Annotated in this window: 17 protein-coding genes and 1 pseudogene; 6 read left to right on the plus strand and 12 right to left on the minus strand. The window is 68.1% G+C overall.

All coding sequences use genetic code 11. From position 1 onward, the window contains the following. The first annotated feature begins 87 nt into the window (after positions 1-87). The 5 genes from A5707_RS09320 to A5707_RS09340 all read left to right on the plus strand — a co-directional run bounded on the left by A5707_RS09320 (position 88) and on the right by A5707_RS09340 (position 3,422). Positions 88-396, plus strand: coding sequence for a DUF3263 domain-containing protein (locus tag A5707_RS09320; protein ID WP_065014214.1), 309 nt, complete (start codon positions 88-90; stop codon positions 394-396). 71 nt (positions 397-467) lie between these two features. Further along, positions 468-929 (plus strand): LytR C-terminal domain-containing protein, encoded by a 462-nt coding sequence (locus A5707_RS09325; RefSeq protein WP_065014266.1) that lies wholly within the window; start codon positions 468-470, stop codon positions 927-929. Positions 930-938: 9 nt separating this feature from the next. Beyond that, on the plus strand, positions 939-1,640 hold the full coding sequence (sodC, locus tag A5707_RS24430) for a superoxide dismutase[Cu-Zn] (RefSeq protein WP_065014215.1): 702 nt from the start codon (positions 939-941) through the stop codon (positions 1,638-1,640). Further along, positions 1,621-2,772: a glutamate--cysteine ligase gene (locus A5707_RS09335; protein WP_065014216.1), complete on the plus strand. Its 1,152-nt coding sequence runs from the start codon at positions 1,621-1,623 to the stop codon at positions 2,770-2,772. The genes sodC and A5707_RS09335 overlap by 20 nt, the downstream gene beginning before the upstream one ends. A gap of 2 nt (positions 2,773-2,774) precedes the next feature. Then, a complete protein-coding gene (locus tag A5707_RS09340; RefSeq protein WP_065014217.1) occupies positions 2,775-3,422 on the plus strand; it encodes an LON peptidase substrate-binding domain-containing protein in 648 nt (215 codons plus the stop codon). Here A5707_RS09340 and A5707_RS09345 read toward each other — a convergent pair. The 9 genes and pseudogenes from A5707_RS09345 to A5707_RS09385 all read right to left on the minus strand — a co-directional run. After that, a complete protein-coding gene (locus A5707_RS09345) occupies positions 3,419-4,567 on the minus strand; it encodes an MFS transporter (protein WP_065014267.1) in 1,149 nt (382 codons plus the stop codon). The two genes, A5707_RS09340 and A5707_RS09345, sit on opposite strands and share 4 nt — an antisense overlap. A 184-nt stretch (positions 4,568-4,751) precedes the next feature. Then, positions 4,752-5,507, minus strand: a complete 756-nt coding sequence (locus A5707_RS09350; RefSeq protein WP_065014218.1) for an SAM-dependent methyltransferase — start codon at positions 5,505-5,507, stop codon at positions 4,752-4,754. Beyond that, entirely contained in the window at positions 5,494-5,829 is a 336-nt protein-coding gene (locus tag A5707_RS09355) for a monovalent cation/H(+) antiporter subunit G (protein WP_065014219.1), read from the minus strand. The genes A5707_RS09350 and A5707_RS09355 overlap by 14 nt, the downstream gene beginning before the upstream one ends. After that, positions 5,826-6,092 carry a monovalent cation/H+ antiporter complex subunit F gene (locus tag A5707_RS09360; RefSeq protein ID WP_065014220.1) on the minus strand — a complete coding sequence of 89 codons (267 nt, stop codon included), beginning with the start codon at positions 6,090-6,092 and terminating at the stop codon, positions 5,826-5,828. The genes A5707_RS09355 and A5707_RS09360 overlap by 4 nt, the downstream gene beginning before the upstream one ends. Further along, positions 6,089-6,622 carry a Na+/H+ antiporter subunit E gene (locus A5707_RS09365; RefSeq protein ID WP_065014221.1) on the minus strand — a complete coding sequence of 178 codons (534 nt, stop codon included), beginning with the start codon at positions 6,620-6,622 and terminating at the stop codon, positions 6,089-6,091. The genes A5707_RS09360 and A5707_RS09365 overlap by 4 nt, the downstream gene beginning before the upstream one ends. Next, positions 6,619-8,208 carry a Na+/H+ antiporter subunit D gene (locus tag A5707_RS09370; protein WP_065014222.1) on the minus strand — a complete coding sequence of 530 codons (1,590 nt, stop codon included), beginning with the start codon at positions 8,206-8,208 and terminating at the stop codon, positions 6,619-6,621. Before A5707_RS09370 ends, A5707_RS09365 begins: the two co-directional genes overlap by 4 nt. Beyond that, positions 8,205-8,666 (minus strand): Na(+)/H(+) antiporter subunit C, encoded by a 462-nt coding sequence (locus tag A5707_RS09375; protein ID WP_065014223.1) that lies wholly within the window; start codon positions 8,664-8,666, stop codon positions 8,205-8,207. The genes A5707_RS09370 and A5707_RS09375 overlap by 4 nt, the downstream gene beginning before the upstream one ends. Next, on the minus strand, positions 8,663-11,500 hold the full coding sequence (locus A5707_RS09380) for a Na+/H+ antiporter subunit A (protein ID WP_065014224.1): 2,838 nt from the start codon (positions 11,498-11,500) through the stop codon (positions 8,663-8,665). Before A5707_RS09380 ends, A5707_RS09375 begins: the two co-directional genes overlap by 4 nt. Before the next feature lie 344 nt (positions 11,501-11,844). Next, positions 11,845-12,210: pseudogene (locus tag A5707_RS09385) on the minus strand (hypothetical protein); the annotation flags it as partial. A gap of 21 nt (positions 12,211-12,231) precedes the next feature. Here A5707_RS09385 and A5707_RS09390 point away from each other — a divergent pair. Next, on the plus strand, positions 12,232-12,828 hold the full coding sequence (locus tag A5707_RS09390; RefSeq protein WP_065014225.1) for a TetR/AcrR family transcriptional regulator: 597 nt from the start codon (positions 12,232-12,234) through the stop codon (positions 12,826-12,828). Here A5707_RS09390 and A5707_RS09395 read toward each other — a convergent pair. From A5707_RS09395 to A5707_RS09405, 3 genes are read right to left on the minus strand one after another with little or no spacing between them, the layout of a single operon-like run. After that, a complete protein-coding gene (locus A5707_RS09395; protein ID WP_065014226.1) occupies positions 12,810-14,972 on the minus strand; it encodes an AAA family ATPase in 2,163 nt (720 codons plus the stop codon). The two genes, A5707_RS09390 and A5707_RS09395, sit on opposite strands and share 19 nt — an antisense overlap. After that, positions 14,969-15,829 (minus strand): CDP-alcohol phosphatidyltransferase family protein, encoded by an 861-nt coding sequence (locus A5707_RS09400; RefSeq protein ID WP_065014227.1) that lies wholly within the window; start codon positions 15,827-15,829, stop codon positions 14,969-14,971. Before A5707_RS09400 ends, A5707_RS09395 begins: the two co-directional genes overlap by 4 nt. Further along, positions 15,829-16,530 carry a phosphatidylserine decarboxylase gene (locus A5707_RS09405; RefSeq protein WP_082969365.1) on the minus strand — a complete coding sequence of 234 codons (702 nt, stop codon included), beginning with the start codon at positions 16,528-16,530 and terminating at the stop codon, positions 15,829-15,831. Before A5707_RS09405 ends, A5707_RS09400 begins: the two co-directional genes overlap by 1 nt.

Here is a 16,530-nt window from a genome sequence, read left to right on the forward strand (position 1 = left end):
AGGATTACGTGTCAACAGTTAGCGCCGTGGTTGAATATTCGCCGATACAGCGTGCATTCGAGATTCGAACGGGGTCACAGGAGCGATATGGACAGCGCCATGGCGCGGGCTAATCGATCGGGGGACGACTCTGAAATCGCCGATGGGCTAACCCGCCGCGAACACGACATCCTGGCTTTCGAGCGGCAATGGTGGAAATACGCCGGCGCCAAAGAAGAAGCAATCAAAGAGTTGTTCTCGATGTCGGCGACCCGCTACTACCAGGTGCTCAACGCACTGGTTGATCGACCCGAGGCATTAGCCGCCGATCCGATGCTGGTGAAACGGCTGCGACGGCTGCGCGCCAGTCGGCAGAAGGCCCGGGCCGCGCGGCGGCTCGGCTTCGAGGTCACCTGAGGTCCGGTTGAGGTGCGGCGCTTCGCGGCGTCGTTGTGGGTTCTGGCCCAGTCCTGGATACAGTGGCGTCGATGAATGAACGCGTTCCGGATTCCTCCGGGCTTCCGCTGCGGGCCATGGTGATGGTGCTGCTGTTTTTGGGTGTCATTTTCCTGTTGGTGGGCTTTCAAGCCATGGGATCGGGCGGAAACTCCGACGACGACTCGTCGGGTTCGTCCGTGTCGACCAGCGCCATGCCGCCAAAGACGCGAGCGCCGGCTAAAGCCCAGGTGCGGGTGTTCAACATCTCCGATCAAGAAGGCGTCGCCGCTCGCACACGCGACGAACTACAGGCAGCGGGCTACGACGTCACCGAAGTCGGCAACCTCCCGTCGTTAGCCGATGTCACGGCCACCACGGTGTATTACACCGACGCACCCGGGGAGCAGGAAACCGCCGACGCCGTCGGCAAGCTGCTGGCCGCGCAGGTCGAACCGCGAATCCCCGACGTCGCCGACCAACCGCCCGGCGTCATCGTTCTCGTCACGGGCTAGTCTTTCCCCATGCTGAAGCCCGCCAAAAGCCGTACTGTCGTCGTCGCTGGTCTCGCAGCGCTTACCGCTCCTGTTGCTTTGCTGAGCGCATGTTCGCCGCCCAACGAGTCGCCGGCCACGTCTCCTGGCACCACGCCGTCGGTGTGGACCGGATCGCCGGCGCCGGCCAATACGCCACCCGAAGGCGGGCCGGTGCCGCCGGACACGCTGACCGCCCATCTGAAGGCACCGGACGGCACCAAGGTGGCGACCGCGAAATTCGAGTTCGACCACGGCTATGTGACCGTGACGGTGGAGACCACCGGCCTCGGCCAGTTGACGCCCGGCTTCCACGGGATGCACATCCACAAGGTGGGCAAGTGTGAGCCCGACTCAGTCGCCCCGACCGGCGGAGAGCCCGGCAACTTCAACTCGGCAGGCGGGCATTACCAGGCGCCCGGGCACAGCGGGGGCCCCATGAGCGGCGACCTGACGTCGCTGCAGGTGCGTAAGGATGGTGCGGCGCTGCTGGTGACCACCACCGACGCGTTCACCAAAGAGGACCTGACGTCGGGCGAGGGCACCTCGATTGTCATTCACGCCGATGCGGACAACTTCGGCAACATCCCGGACCGCTACCAGGTCAACGGAACACCTGGTCCCGACCAGACCACCATGTCCACCGGTGACGCCGGCAAGCGGGTGGCGTGCGGTGTCATCAGCGCCGGTTAGCAAACCGGCCGGCAGGGTATCCAGGCGTGTGGATTTCGCCGCCTCACCACGGCCGACGCTCGGCGTCGAATGGGAGTTCGCACTGGTCGACGCGCAGACCCGCGACCTGAGCAACGAAGCCGCCGCCGTGATGGGGGACATCGGCGAAAACCCCTGCGTCCACAAGGAACTACTGCGCAACACCGTTGAAATCGTCAGCGGTGTCTGCGACTACACCGGTGAGGCGATGGCCGATCTTCGGGCCACCCTGGGCACCGTCCGTCAGATCGTCCGCGATCGCGGCATGGAGTTGTTCGGCGCGGGCGCACACCCGTTTGCGCGGTGGTCTGCCCAGAAGCTCACCGACGCACCGCGTTACGCCGAGCTGATCAAGCGCACCCAGTGGTGGGGACGGCAGATGCTGATCTGGGGAGTGCACGTGCATGTCGGGCTGTCGTCGGCGCACAAAGTGATGCCGATCATGTCGTCGCTGCTGAACTATTACCCACATCTGTTGGCGCTGTCGGCCTCCTCGCCGTGGTGGGCCGGTGAGGACACCGGGTATCCCAGTAATCGGGCGATGATGTTTCAGCAGCTGCCCACCGCCGGGTTGCCGTTCCAGTTTCAAACCTGGTCGCAGTTCGAAAAATTCGTGCATGACCAGAAGAAGACCGGAATCATCGAGGACATCAACGAAATCCGTTGGGATATCCGGCCTTCACCGCATAACGGCACCCTGGAGGTGCGGGTCTGCGACGGGGTGTCCAACCTGCGTGAGCTGGGTGCACTGGTGGCCTTGACGCACTGCCTGGTCGTCGATTTGGACCGGCGGCTCGACGCGGGTGAGACACTGCCGACGATGCCGCCGTGGCATCATCAGGAGAACAAGTGGCGGGCCGCCCGCTACGGCCTGGATGCGGTGATCATCCTCGACGCCGACAGCAACGAACGCTTGGTCACCGAGGATCTCGATGATCTGCTCAACCGCCTCGAGCCGATCGCAAAGTCGTTGCGCTGCACCGACGAATTGGCCGTCGTCGCAGACATCTGGCAGAACGGGGCGTCGTATCAGCGGCAGCGCCGCGTCGCCGAAGAGCATGACGGCGACCTGCGGGCAGTCGTCGACTCGCTGGTCGCCGAACTCGACATCTGATCATGGTTGACGCGGAAGCTGTTGAGCTGGCGATGTTTCCGCTCGAGTCTGCGCTGTTGCCTGACGAGGACCTGCCGCTGCGCATCTTCGAACCCCGCTACACCGCCCTGGTGGCCGACTGCATGCGCACCTCCGATCCGCAGTTCGGGGTGGTGTTGATCTCGCGCGGCCGCGAGGTCGGCGGCGGCGATGCACGATGTGATGTGGGCGCGCTGGCCGAAATCACCGAATGCACCGAGCTCGGTTCCGGGCGGTATGCGCTGCGCTGCCGGATGCGTGAACGAATCCGGGTGTGCGAGTGGCTGCCCGACGACCCGTACCCGCGGGCTCTTGCGCGGGTCTGGCCCGATGAGCCGGGCGCCTCGGTGACCGACGGTCAGCTCAGCGAGCTCGAGGAGCGGGTGCTGGCGCTGTTCGAGCGGATCGCCGGCGCACGCGGGGTGGCATTGCCGAGTCGCGAGGTGCTGCTGGGTAGCAGCGATGCGGCCGACCCCGGCGCACGGCTGTATGCGTTGGCGTCGCGCGTCCCGATCGGCCAAGCCGATCGCTACGCGGTGCTGTCGGCGCCGTCAGCGGCTGAGCGGCTGGCGGCCCTGGACGAAGCCGTCGAGACCGTCGCCGCGATGATTGAATTCCAGCTGTCCGACTAACCTTCTTCTTGGCGGTCGTCACCGCACGACACCGGCACCAACGGCAGCGCTGCCAGCGGAAACAACCCGCTTATCGCAAACGCCAACGGATAACCGGCCGCCATGATCAGTTCGGCGAACAGCGGCGGCGCCACCGCCACCACCAGTCGCTCGAAGGTGTTCTGTTTGCCCAGCGCCCACCCGCTCCAGAACGGCCCGGCGATCTCCGGAATCTTGGTGAACGGCAAGCCATTATCGCCGGTGATCCCGGCTGCGACGACCATGACCGCCACGGCGATCGGTGAGCTCAGCTGGTCGGTGAGCGCCAGCGCGAACATGACCACGGCGGTGGCGACGGCGATCTTGCGGACCGGCCGCATCCGCGATCCGATCCGGTCCGCCCATCTGCCGGCAGCGATGCGACATAGCGCGCCCAGGATCTGCGAGGTGCCCACCAGCACACCGGCCCAAGCCACGGATAGGTGGTGCTCGCTGATGAACCAAATCAGCATGAACGTCAGCACTACCGGCTGGGGCACCATCAGCAGCGCCGAAGCGAAATGAATCCGCCACAGCGGTGTTCCGCGGTAAAGGTCGGCCAGCTCGTGCGGCTTGACTTTCGGGCGGTCCGGGCGCGGCGGGTCGTGCACCCCCACCGCGCTGGCCACCGCCGCCACCGCGCACAGCGTCGCCGGAAACAGCAGCGCCACCGAGAAATTGCGTTTGGCCAATTCCGGCAGCACGATGGCGGCCACCGCGATGCCGAGCGGCTGCGCGGTCTGGCGGATGCCCATCGCCAGCGCGCGCTGGTGGTCGCCGAACAAGCCGGTCACCAGCCGGCCGCTGGACGTGATGGTGCTGGCGGCGGCCATGCCGCCGAGGACCAGAAATGCGCCCACCGCGATCATCGAATGCACCGACGCGGCCGCAAAGCCAGCTGCCGCCGTGAGTCCCAGACCCATCGTGAGCACGATCCGTTCGCCGAGCCGGTCGAGCAGATACCCCCAGGGGATCAGGGTGAGCATCATGCCGAAGCTCGGCGCCGACGCCAACAGCGCAGCCTCGGCCAGGTTGGTGCCATGCCGAGCCAAGGCGGGGATCAGGAAGGCCACGCCGTTGATGAAGACGTTGGCGGCCAGCGTCGCCGCCAATGAAACGGCCAGCATCGACCAGCGCCTGGTGGCGCTGACGCATTCGGTCGTCTTGGTGCTCACGGCCGCGCCCTTCCGGCAGTGGATGGACGCGGCATCCGCCAGCCATACCCCTATCGCCCCGTTCGCCAAACAGAAGCCAGGGTCGTGATCTCGCCAGGATCACGACCCTGGATTCTGTTTCGCGGCGCTAAACGGGCTAGCCGGCGAGCCGGGCGTCGATCAACAGGCTGCGCGGGGTGGCGTTCGCCTCCTCGCCGCTCGGTGAGCGGCCGTAGCGTTCCATGAGATCCAATGCCTCAGTCGTCTCGACCGCCCAATCGCGGTGAGTCAGCCACGTCGCGACGTCGCCGTGCCCCTCCACGGCCACCCGGCTGCTGCTGGCGCTGAGATCTGTGATCCGCTGAACCAACAACTCCTGTTCGGCCGCCGGCAGATGCGACAACAACCCCTCGACAACGCACAGCGTGGGCGCCACCCGGTCAAACCCCGCCTGCCGCAAGGCTTTCGGCCAATCCTGGCGTACGTCGACGGGCACGGCGTGATACGTCACAGCGGGGCGGGCGCCATGCGCCGCCAACGTGTCGGCCTTGAACTCCAACACGCTCGGCTGGTCGATTTCATAGACGACGCTGCCCTGCACCCACGGCAGCCGCCACGCGCGGGCGTCCAGGCCCGCGGCAAGGATCACCGTCTGCTCGATGCCGTTGGCGCCGGCAGCAATGAACTGTTCGTCGAACCACTTGGTGCGCACCGCGGTGTAGTCCGCGCCCGGCCCGGGCGACGGCGCCCGCCACCCCCGCGCGGTGGCGGCGTCGAGGAAGAACTGCGCGTAGGGGTCGGTGAACAGTGGGCAATCCCGCTGGGACTCGGCGGCCCGAGTGATCGCCCCACCGAGCGCGGTCGCGCCCACATTATCGGCGATGTCTCCGCCGTCGTTGTCAGTCCTGGTCATCGCTGCTTTCCATTTGGTCGACGGTGAAGGCTTGCCGGATGTCTTGTTCGCGGTAGGCCAACTGCCCGACCCGGTGCGCAACCACCGGGGCGGTGAGCACGGTGAACACCCCGGTCAAGACGAGCATCCCGACGTCGTAGTTGCCGCGCAGCCGGATCGCGGCACCGGCCAGCACCAAAAGCAGGCCCAGCACCTGCGGTTTGGTCGCCGAATGCATTCGGGACAACGTGTCGCCGAACCGGACCACGCCAATGGCCGCCGTCAACGCCAGCGCAGAGCCGCCCAGCACCAGCGCTCCGGAGATGACGTCGAGGATGTTCATCGCGGTCCTTTGTCGGGGACCCGGAAGCGTGCCACGCTGACCGATCCGACGAAGCTGATCAGCGCCAGCGCCGCCAAACTGTAGGTCACCGTGCTGTCGAGGGTGAATGCCGCCCAGGTGCCGATTGCGCACATCGTCACCGCGATCAGCGTGTCGAGCGCGACCAGCCGGTCCAGGGTGCTCGGGCCGGCCAGCAGACGATACATCGTGATGGCCGCCGCGGCGCCCAGCAGTATCCCGGCGATCAGCCAGACCGTATTCATGCGGAAGCTCCCTCGAATGGCCGCCAATCGTCGTCGCGCTCGTAGGCGGCCATCAACAACCGCTCGACCTCGGCGACCTGACGGTAGAAGCGGCCGATCGCGCGATCCGAACCGACGTCGACCACATGGCAATAGAACACCCGTCGCACCTGGTCGATCTCCAGGACGATCGATCCCGGGATCATCGTCAAGATGTTGACGGCCAACACCAGCACCAGATCGGATTTGATCGACACCTGTGCCCGCAACACGCCGGCCGGCGGCGGCGGGCCGGGTTTGATGGCCAGCCACGAGACCTGAACGCTGGACACCACCAGATACCACGTGACCCGGATGAGCAGTCGCAGCACCGACAGTGGGTGCACCCGGCCCTGCACGGGTACCGGCGGCATCGGCAGGAGCCACGTAATCGTCAGCGCGACAAGCACTCCGCTGAGCGCATTGGCCGCTGAGTAGGTTCCCCACAGCAGCACCCACACGCCGGTAAGGGCCAGCAGGGTGCTGATTCGCAGTGCGGCGGCCCGCCTCATCGCACTGCTCCTAACACCGCAGAGATGTAGTGGCCGCGGTCGAGCACCTCGGCGGCGGCCCGGTCGCTGTAGGCGAACAGCGGTCCAGCGAACACCGTCAACGCCACCCCGACGGCGATCAGCGCGACGGTGGCCGCGATCATGCCGACCGGCATCCGGCCGACGTCGTCGCGTTCGTCGAATGCGATGTCTTCGGTGTCCTCGAGCAATACGGTCGTGCGTGCTGCCACCAGGTCACCGTCGGGAGCATCGACGCGCGGGCGCCAAAACGCTTTGGTCCATACCCGCGACACCACGTACAGCGTCAGCAGACTGGTCACCACGCCACCGGCCACCAGCACCCAGGCCAGCACCGACCCGTCGATTGCGCCGGCCCGCAACAGGGCAACCTTGCCGATGAATCCTGAAAATGGCGGTATACCACCAAGGTTCAGCGCTGGGAGCAGAAAGATGAAGGCCAGCAACGGGTTTGCGGCCAGGCCGCCGAGTCGTTGCAAGCTCGACGCGCCGCCTTGGCGTTCGATCAGGCCGGTCGCCAGGAACAGCGTGGTCTGCACGACGATGTGGTGCGCCACGTAGTAGATCGCGCCGGACATGCCGACCTGACTGGACAGCGCCACTCCGAACACCATGTAGCCGATGTGGCTGACCAGCGTGAAAGACAGCAGACGTTTGATGTCGCTTTGGGCGATGGCGCCGAGAATGCCGACCAGCATGGTCAGCAACGCGGCCACCAGCAGCAGGTGGTTCAGCCCGGCGTCGGGAAACAGCAGCGAATGCGCCCGGATGATCGCATAGATACCCACCTTGGTCAGAATCCCGGCGAACACTGCGGTGACCGGCGCCGGCGCGGTGGGGTAGGAGTCGGGCAGCCACGCCGACAGGGGGAAAACCGCGGCCTTGATGCCAAAGGCGATGAGCAGCACCGCGAACATCGCGCTCCGGGTGCCGGCGCTGACGCCGCCGATCCGCACAGCGAGTTCGGCCATGTTCAGCGTGCCGGTCGCGGCGTAGATCAGCGCGATGCCCAGCAGGAAGATCAGCGACGAGACCAGCGACACCATCACGTAGCCGATGCCGGCGCGGACCCGAGCGGCGCTGGCGCCGATGGTCAGCAGCACGTAGCTGGCGCTCAACAGCACCTCGAACCCGACGAACAGGTTGAACAAGTCGCCGGCCAGAAACGCCATACACACACCGGACGCCAGGGCCAGATAAGTCGGCAGAAAGATCGACACGGGCTGGCGGTCACCGCCGTCGCGGATACCTTGGCCGATCGCGTACACCACCACGGCCAGTAACACGATCGACGACACCACCAGCATCAGCGCCGAGAGCCGGTCGACAACCAGCGTGATGCCCAGCGGGCCCAACGCGGTTGGTCCCCATCCGCCGACATGCAGCGCCAACGTGCCGTCCCGGTCGGTCAGGTAGAGCAGCGCCGCGCAGATCACCACGATCATCGACAGCGCGGCCAACGTGACCGCGCGCTGCAGCCGGGGCCGTCGGCCCGCGACCAGCGTCGCGGCCGCGCCGAGCGTGGGAACCAGCACCGGAAGCGGGATCAGGTTGGCGGCCAACGTCATCGCGACCCCTGATGTCCGGGCAGCGCGTCGAGCTCGTCGGGTTCGTCGGTGTCGGGGTAGGGCTCCGCCGGGTCGGCGTCGACGTCGGCGGCTTCTTCGTCGGACAGCTGCGCGACGCGGGTGTCTTCGGGGTCTTTGCCGACGGCTTCGGCGGCGGTGAGTCGGTAGGACCGGTAGGCCAGGGCCAGCACGAAGGCCGCGACGCCCATCGTGATCACGATCGCGGTCAGCACCATGGCCTGCGCCAGCGGGTCGGCGGCCGGCTTGTCGGGGGTGTCGTGACCGTAGATCGGCGAATCGCCGGGTGGGCCGCTGACGTTGACGATCAGCAGGTTGAAGGCATTGCTGATCAGCAGCAGCCCCAGCAGCATCCGGGTCAGGGTGCGTTCCAGCAGCAGGTAGACCCCGCAGCTGGTGAGGCCGCCGATCGCGAGCAGTGGAACCAGGTCGACGGTCATGTGGTCAGGTCCTCGCCGACCCGGACGCCGAGACTACGCAGCACGTCGAGCACCAAACCGACCACGATCAAATACACCCCGAGGTCGAAGAACACTGTGGTGACGAACTTGACGTGGCCCAACACCGGAATGTCGAAGGCCACCACCGCCGACGACAGCGCCGGTGCGCCGAGCAGCAGCGATGCGATCGCGGTGCCCGCCGACAGGCCGAGCCCGACCCCGAGGATCTTGCCGGCGTCCAGCGGCAGCGTCTCACCCAGTTCGTAGGGCCCCCCGGCCAGATAACGCAACACGAGCGCCAGCCCTGCGGTCAGACCACCGGCAAAGCCGCCGCCGGGATGGTTGTGGCCGGTGAAAAAGAAGTACACCGACACCACCATGATCAGCGGGAAGATGATCCGGGTGGTGACCTCCATGACCAGCGAGCGGTAACGAGGGTCGCGGTACTCGCTGCCGCGCAGCCAGGTGGTGTCACTGATCGCCGGGCTGTAGGGGGTGGGGGTGGCGAACACGGGCCCGATATCGGGCTGACCGTTCTGCGGGATCCGCGGCGCCGAGCCGAACCGGCGGTGCCGGAACACCAGCGACGCCACACCGGTGGCCGCAACCAACAGCACCGAGATTTCGCCGAGGGTGTCCCAGGCCCGGATGTCGACCAGCAGCACGTTGACGGTATTGGCGCCGTGGCCGCGCAGGTAGGCCGCGCCGGGCAGCAGGCTTGCGATCGAGGTACCGGTGCGAGCGGCGATCGCGAACATCGTCAGCACGGTCACGGTGGCGCCGACGCCGACCGCCAGCGCCGCGCGGGGTAGGCGCCGGTGTGTGATGTCGTCGACGTCGGCCGGCAGGGTCCGTAGCACCAACACGAACACGACCAGCGTCACGGTCTCCACCAGGAACTGCGTCAGCGCCAAGTCGGGTGCGCCGTGGAAGGCGAACGCCGCACCACAGGCATAGCCGGTCACGCCGACTGTCAGCACGGCGGCCAGCCGGTTGCGCATCACGGTCGCGCCCAACGCACCGGCCAGCAGCAAACCTGCGAGCAGCCCCTGCAGCGGAGAATCCCACAGCCGCAACGACAGTCGGTCCCGGGACCCCAGCGCCAGTGCTGCCGTCGGGACCAGCACCAGGGTCGTCAGAATCACCGACTGGGTGGCGGGGATCGAGCCGCGCTGCGTCCCGCCGGTCAGCCGCACCGACACCACGTCCAGGCCGCGGACGGCGGCGTCGTACACCCGGTCGGCGTTGCCCAGCGGCATCCACCCCAGCCGTGCGCGGCGCAGCCAGGCCCGGCCGAAGAAGGCCGCCGCGCCGAGTGCCACGACCAGCGCCGAGAGCACCAGCGGCAGACCCACCCCGTGCCACAGCGCGAGCCGGTAGCCGCTGCCGGCGTAATCGTTCAGCAGCCGGCCCAGCGGCGCGGGCGCCAGGCCGAACAGCAGGCCGGCGGCGGCCAGGACCGCCGGCGCGATCAGGAACGTGGCGGTGGGGCGGTGCAGAGCGGCGACCGGGGCGCTCGGGGCGTCGCGGCTCTTGCGCGCAAACGCGCCCCAGAGGAACCGCAGGCTGTAGATCATCGTGAACACTGACCCGAGCGCGATCGCGCCCAGCACATACGGCGCGGCGGTGCCCAGCGACGAACTGTGCGCCAGCGCCGCAAACCCGGCCTCTTTGGCCGCGAAACCCAGAAACGGCGGCAGTGCCGCCATGCTGGCGGTGGCCGCGGCGGCGATCACCAGCAGCGACGGGCAGCGGTTCCCCAGCCAAGCCAGCCGGCGCACATCCCGGGTGCCGGTGGCGTGGTCGATGATGCCGACCACCATGAACAGCGCGGCTTTGAATATCGCGTGCGCGCACAACACGGCCAGGCCGGCCAGCATCAGATCGCGGTCGCCGCTGCCGACCAGCACGGTGATCTGTCCGAGTTGGCTGACGGTTCCGAATGCCAGGATCAGCTTCAGGTCGTATTCGCGGACCGCGCGCCACCCGGCCAGCATCATGGTGACCGTCCCGAGAATCACCACGGTCGGGCGCCAGCCTGGTGAGTCCGCGAAGCCGGGGGTCATCCGGGCGACCAAATACACCCCGGCTTTGACCATGGCGGCGGCGTGCAGGTAGGCGCTGACCGGCGTGGGCGCCGCCATCGCGCCGGGCAGCCAGAAGTGCAGCGGCACGATTGCCGATTTGCTCAGCCCGCCGACCAGAATCAGGAGCACCGCGACGGCGACCGCGGTGCCCGACGGGGGATGGGCGATCACGTCGGACAGCAGGTAACTGCCGGCGGCCTGGCCCACAATGATGATCCCGGCCAGCATCGCCAATCCGCCGGCCGTCGTCACCAGCAAGGCTTGGCTGGCGCCGCGGCGGCTGTTCAGCCGCTCGGCGTAATGCCCGATGAGCAGGAACGACAACACCGTCGTCAGCTCCCAGAAGACGTAGAGCAGCAGCATGTTGTCGGCCACCACCAAGCCGAACATGGTGCCGGCGAACGCGACCAGCTCGGCGGCAAAGCTGGGCAACCGGTTCTCGAGGTGGCCGTCGTGATGACGGAAGTAGTCGGCGCAGTAGACCAGCACCAGCGCGCCGATGCCCAACACCAGCGCGCTCAGGATCGCGGCGAGCGGGTCGAACCGCAGCGCGATGTTCATCGACAGCTCGGGCACCCAGTTGAGTTGCAGCGTGCGGTCGGTGGTGCTGGGCCAGTTCAGCACCACCCAGCTCAGCGACCCCAGCGGCACCAGCGCCAGCGGATAGAACGCCAACCGGCCGTATCTGCGCACCAGCAGCGGCGCCAACGCGGCGGCAGCCGCGTGGGCAAGCAGGATGGCGAGCATGGCACTCCGGTGCGGTCTGCGATGGGCCCTCGGGCAAAGAGCGCAAAGCGGGGTGTCAGCCTGATTGGGGCTATTCGGTGGGCAGTCTACCGGTCAGTTGGGTGGCGCGCGCCGCGACGGAATGGTCGTGCTAGCGCGATGGCCATGCGACCTGTTGTGGCACAGCATGTTTCGCGATGCTTATGAGGCAGACCACTCTGCCCGTGACTCCTTTACGGGTGCTGCGCTCCATCAGCCGCGGTGCGAGCATCCGATGCGGCGGGCAGGTCGCCGCGCTGAATCGGAACCTCGAACGTATCCGTGTAATCTGCCGCGGTTTGCACGAGCTGGGCCGGCGCCGTAACCACCGCCGCGGCAATGCGTTTGAGCATCCAGCGCACGACGACGCGATGCGCGCCGCTGCCGATGACCAACGCGCGATAGACCTTGCCGTGCAAACCCGGAAACGCCGCCCACGTCTGCGAGCGCACCCGGGTGCGTTGCGGGCCTTCGGCATCCAACTCGAAGACCCACCGATAGACCGCGAACGGGTGCCGGCCCTTCAATACCAGCCGGACCGGCGGCGTCGCTTCACCGAGCACGAAGCCCACCGGGACCGTCGAGGGGTCGTCCGGGTCGCTGCAGATCACCGCAACCATCGCTGACCACGTGTCTGCGGCCGGCGCGTCGATCGATATGGCATGCTCGTCGATATAGGGTAAACGTTCCATATAGAAGGACTGTACTAGATCGTGGCGCCTCCGCGGAAGCATGAAACCGATGTGATCCTTGACGCAACGCGTTCGCTGGTACTGGCAGAAGGACCGCGGGCGGCAAGCGTCGCGGCGATCGCGAAGGCCAGCGGCGCACCAGCCGGGACGTTGTATCACCGCTTCGGTAACCGCAACGGCATCCTGACCGCCGCCTGGCTGCGTGCGCTCGAACGTTTCCAGGCGCGGGCGATCGCCGCCGCCGGTGATACCGCCCTGGAGACCACGGTCGCGATGGCCGTGGCGGCGATCGGCTTCATGCGGGCGCAGCCCGAGGATGCCCGGCTGCTGCTGACCATCCGCCCGGGCGATCTGCTCGACGGCGAACCCGACGCCGCGTTTCAGCAGATCCTCACCGCCCGCAACGCGCCGCTGCGCGAACGGTTGCACACGTTGGCCAGCGAACTGTACGGCAACAGCGATCCGCGCTGCGTCGACGCCGTCGCCAGAGCCGTCGTCGACCTGCCCTACGCCGTCGTCCGGCGACACGCGCACGACGAGCCGATCCCGGAGTGGTTGGAGGAGGACGTCGCCGCGGCGGTGCGCGCGTTGCTGACGAGCTATCGGGCCTCGGCGTAAGCACGCAGAGCAGCGACCTGCGCGGAATCCAGTGACGGCCTTACCGTTTCGCGTGCCGCGGCGATATCTGCGGCGGTGATGTCGGCGGCGTCGATGTTGCGCCGCATTGCGGCCAGCGCGGCTTCCCGTAACAGCGCCGCGCAGTCTGCGGCGCTGTAGCCGTCCAGATCGGCTGCCAGCACAGCCAAGTCGACGTCGGTGTGCAGCGGAATCGCCTTGCCCGCGGTGCGCAGGATGTCGTGGCGGGCGGCGGCATCAGGCGGTTCGACGAACACCAGCTTTTCCAGCCGGCCCGGCCGCAGCAGCGCGCCGTCGATCAGATCGGGCCGGTTGGTGGCGCCGATCACCACGACGTCGCGCAGCGGCTCGATGCCGTCGAGCTCGGTGAGCAAGGCGGCCACGACTTTGTCCGTCACGCCGGAGTCAAAGCTTTGCCCGCGCCGCGGCGCCAGTGCATCGAGCTCGTCGAGGAATACCAGCGACGGCGCCGAATCTCGTGCGCGGCGGAACAATTCGCGGACCGCCTTCTCCGAAGAACCCACCCATTTGTCCATCAACTCCGAGCCCTTGACTGTGTGCACGCTCAGTTGACCGGTGCTGGCCAGCGCGCGGACCAGAAACGTCTTGCCGCAGCCTGGCGGACCGTAGAGCAGCACCCCGTGCGGCGGCTCGACGCCGAGGCGGGCGAAGGTGTCAGGGTGTTGCAGCGGCCAGAGCACCGCTTCGGTGAGCGCCTGTTTGGTGGCCGCCATATCGCCGACATCGTCGAGAGTGACGTCACCGGCTGACGGCTGGCCGCCAGTGGAGCGGGACAGCGGCCGGATGACGGTCAGCGCGCCGAGCAGGTCGTCGTGGGTCAGCTGCGGTGGCCGGCCGTCGGTGCTGGCGCGGGAGGCGGCACGCAGCGCCGCCTCGCGCACCAGCGCGGCTAAATCTGCGACAACGAAACCCGGTGTGCGGCTGGCGATCTCGGCGAGGTCGAGGTCGACGGCGGGAATGCCCTTCAGCAGCCCCGCCAACAGGGAGCTTCGGGTGGCGGCGTCGGGCAGGCTCAAGCCCAGTTCGCGGTCGCACAGATCGGGTCCGCGCAGCCGTGCGTCGAGGTTTTCCGGCACCGCCGAGGTGGCGATAAAGGCCACTCCCGGAGTGGCTACCGCCGAGCGCAGCTCGGCCAGGATCAAAGTCGCCACCGGTTCGGCGGTGGCGGGTAGCAGCGCGTCGATGTCGGCGATCAGCAGTACGCCGCCGCCGTCGCGGACCGCGGCGACGGCGCCGGCAACGGTTTTCCGGCGTTCGTCGGCAGCCAGCGCGCCGACCTCGGGACCGTCGAGCTCGACTAGCCGCCGGCCGGCGCATACCGCCCGCACCAGCGTCACTTTGCCGACGCCGGCCGGGCCGGACACCAGGACACCCAGATTGGCTGTGGCGCCCAGGGTTTCGAGTAGGTCAGGCTGGTCCAACGCCAGCTTCAGCCACTCGGTGAGCTTGGCGGCCTGGGGCTGAGAGCCTCGGAGGTCCTCGAGCGCGACGGTCGCTGTCTCAGCGGCTGTGCTGACAGCCGCCGGTGCGACACCGGCACCCCAGGTCACCAGTGAATTGGGTTGCACGCTGACCGGCCCGGCCGGGTCGACACCGGTCACGGTGAGCAACTCGGAGGTCCAGCTGATGCCGACCGCCGAGGCCAGCGCGCGGCTGGCCTCGGTCGTGGAGGTCCCCGGCCCCAGATCGCGGGGCAGTAGCGATACGGCGTCACCGACGGTGAGGACCTTGCCGAGCAGAGCCTGCCGCAACGTGGCCGGCGGCACCGACTGGGTGGCGAGCGTCGAACCGCTCAGGGTCACCGAACGGGCGCCGCACACGGCGGCTGGGCTGATGATGACGGCGCTGTCCTCGCGCAACCCGGCGTTGGACAGCGTGACATCGTCCAGCAGCGCGGCGAACGCCGGTATGTCGGCGACGGCTACTGCGGCTACCGCCGCGGTGGTCCGCGATCCGGTCAGCGACACCGCGTCCCACTCCCGAATCCCCAGGGCCGCAATAGCTTCCGGGTGCAGGCGGACCACACCGCGACGCGAGTCGACCGCCGACGTGTTCAGCCGCGCGGTCAGGGTCAGCTGCCGGCCACCCCCGGGCGGCGGTGTCATGGCGTCCGGCCGGGCTTACGCAACCCCAGCCGCGCCATCGACCGCCGGTTGGGTTGTGCCCGGCGGATCGCACGACGCACCGCGCGCCGCTGCTTGGGCTCGTGATCCCAGGCCTCGGGATGATCGGCCAACCAGCGGTGGCTGCGCACCGAGAACGGGATGTGGCACAGGTAGGCCACGATGGCCACCATGACCAGGATGTAGGGGAACAGGAACGCCGCCGCGGCGACGATCGCCAACGCCGCCAACAGCACCGCCGCCAAATTCGGCGGCACCGACACGGCGTGCATCTTCTTCATCGGCAGCCGGCTGACGACCAGGACCGAGCAGCCCGCGATCCAGGCGCACACGAACCACGGCGTCGTCCACCAGCCGTCGCCGAACTCCAATTTGGCGGCCAGCGGGCCCAGGGTCGCGATGGCCCCGGCCGGGGCCGGCATCCCGACAAAGAACTCGCGGGTGTACGCCGGCAGGGTGGCGTCGTCGAGCAGCGCGTTGAACCGGGCCAGCCGCAGCACGATGCACACCGCGTAGAGCAGCACCAGCACCCAGCCAGCCGGCGACGCCGCTAGCAGCGTCACGTACACCACCACCGCGGGCGCCACCCCGAAGTTCACCGCGTCGGCCAGCGAGTCGATCTCCTCACCCATCCGTGACTCGGCGTCCAGGATGCGGGCCACCCGCCCGTCCAGCCCGTCGAGGATGGCGGCGGCGGCGATCAGCGCCATCGCAACGTGCGGCTGGGCCTCCAACGCGAACCGGATCGAGGTGAGCCCGGCGCAGATCGCCAGCACGCTCATCGAGCTGGGCAGGATGCGCAGGTTGACCGTTCGGCGGGTGCGGGTTCTGGTGGTCATCACAGTTGGGCCAGCACCGTTTCCCCGGCGAGCGTGCGTTGCCCGACCAGGATCGCGGGTTCGGTTCCGGCCGGCAGATAGGTGTCCAGCCGGGAGCCGAACCGGATCAGGCCGTAGGTGTCACCGATCGACAGTTTGTCGCCGGCGTGCGCGTCGCAGACGATGCGCCGGGCCAGCAGCCCGGCGATCTGCACGACGACGATCTCGGCGCCGTCGGCGGTACGGATCCGCATGCTGATGCGTTCGTTGTCTTCGCTGGCCGCGGCCAGGTCAGCCGAGCCGAACCGGCCGGGCCGGTGTTGCACGTCGAGCACCTCGCCGCTGACCGGGGACCGTTGTACGTGCGCGTCCAGCAGCGACAGGAAGATGCTGACCCGCGGCAGCGGGGTGTCGGGCAGACCGAGCTCGGCGGGCGGTGCGGCGGTGTCCACCACGCAGACGAGCCCGTCGGCGGGTGCGACGACGACACCCGGGCGGGTGGGCGGCACCCGCGGCGGATGCCGGAAGAACCCCGCGCAGGCGCCCGCCGTCAGGAGACCGGCCCGGCGAAACCACCGGTGGTTGCGCCCGGCCAGGGCAAGGCCCAAGCCGGCGGAGATGAACGGCAGCCCGGCCGGATGCACCGGCGGAACGGTCGAACGCAGCAGCGCTACCAGGCGCTGCGGGCCGGAAAGATTGGCGGGGCGGGGGCGTCGTGCCAC

The organism is Mycobacterium kyorinense, from assembly GCF_001672775.1.
Classification (GTDB): domain Bacteria; phylum Actinomycetota; class Actinomycetes; order Mycobacteriales; family Mycobacteriaceae; genus Mycobacterium; species Mycobacterium kyorinense_A.